General features: G+C 69.8%; 1 protein-coding gene. It reads right to left on the reverse strand.

Features of this window, described 5'->3' with window-relative positions; translation table 11 throughout:
- Positions 1 to 1,589 (reverse strand): SDR family NAD(P)-dependent oxidoreductase (locus ICC28_RS39890; RefSeq protein ID WP_188293773.1); only part of this gene is annotated, 1,589 nt, incomplete at both ends.

Genomic DNA, 1,589 nt, shown 5'->3' on the forward strand with positions numbered 1-1,589 from the left:
GTGTCGGGGGCGAGTTGGGTGTGGAGGTGGTCGGTGAGGGCGTTGGGGGTGGGGTGGTCGAAGATCGTGGTGGCGGGGAGGCGGATGCCGGTTGCGGTGCTGAGGCGGTTGCGCAGTTCGACGGCGGTGAGGGAGTCGAGTCCCTGGTCGAGGAAGCCGCGTTGGGGGTCGATGGCGGTGGGGTGGTCGAGGGTGAGGATCTGGGCTGCTTGTTGGCGGATGAGGGTGAGCAGGTGTTCGCGTTGTTCGGCGGGGGTGAGTCCGGCGAGGCGGTCGGTGAGGGCGGGTCCTTGCTGTGCGGTCTCGGCGGTGCGGCGGACGGTCGCCAGCCGGGAGAACACCGGCTGCGCCGGGATGTGCTCGTAGTTCAGCTGAGACACCAACTGCACCGGCCGGAAGGCCTGGTTGTGCGCGTCGAAGAGTTGGAGGGCGGTGGTGTTGGTGAGGGGTTGGATGGCGGTGCGGTTCATGCGGGCGAGGTCTTGGGTGTTGAGGTGGGCGGTCATGCCGCTGGCTTGGGCCCACAGGCCCCAGGCGAGGCTGGTGGCGGGTTGGTGGTGGGTGTGGCGGTGGGTGGCGAGGGCGTCGAGGAAGGTGTTGGCGGCGGCGTAGTTGGCCTGGCCGGGGCTGCCGAGGTGTCCGGCGACGGAGGAGTAGAGGACGAAGGCGGCGAGGTTGTGGTGGCGGGTGTGGTGGTGGAGGTGGTGGGCGGCGTCGGCTTTGGTGGCCAGGACGGTGTGGAGTTGGTCGGGGGTGAGGGTGGTGAGGGTGGCGTCCTGGAGGGTTCCGGCGGTGTGGATGACGGCGGTGAGGGGGTGGGTGTCGGGGATGGTGTCGAGGGTGGCGGCGAGGGCGTGGGGGTCGGTGACGTCGCAGGCGGTGATGGTGACGGTTTCGGCGCCGAGGTCGATGAGTTGTTGGCGCAGGGTGTGGGCGTGAGGGTGGTGGGGGCCTTGGCGGGAGAGGAGGTGGAGGTGGCGGGTGTGGTGGTGGGTGATGAGGTGGCGGGCGAGGAGGGTGGCGAGGGTTCCGGTGCCGCCGGTGATGAGGGTGGTGCCGTGGGGGTTGAGGGGGGTGGGGATGTGGATGACGTTTTTGCCGGTGTGGCGGCCCTGGCTCATGTGGCGGAGGGCGGCGGGGAGGTCGGCGAGGTGCCAGTCGGTGCGGGGCAGGAGGGTGAGGCGGTGTTGGGTGAGGTGTTGGGTGATCTCGGTGAGCATGGCCTGGGTGCGTTCGGGGCCTGCTTCTTTGAGGTCGAAGGCGCGGTAGGTGCGGCCGGGGTGGGTGGTGTGGATGTCGGCGGGATCGCGGATATCGGTTTTGCCCATTTCGATGTAGCGGCCGGTGGGGGCGAGCAGGTCGAGGGAGGCGTTGACGTGGTCGCCGGCGAGGGAGCCGAGGATGACGTCCATGCCGTGGCCGTGGGTGTGGGTGTGGAAGGTGTCGTGGAAGTCGAGGGTGCGGGAGTTGGCGATGTGGTCGTCGTCGAGTCCCATGGCGCGCAGGGTGGGCCATTTGGCGGGGCTGGCGGTGGCGTAGACGTCGGCGCCCCACAGGCGGGCGAGTTGGACGGCGGCCATGCCGACTCC

It is taken from the genome of Streptomyces sp. TRM68416, assembly GCF_014596915.1.
Taxonomy (GTDB): Bacteria; Actinomycetota; Actinomycetes; order Streptomycetales; family Streptomycetaceae; genus Streptomyces.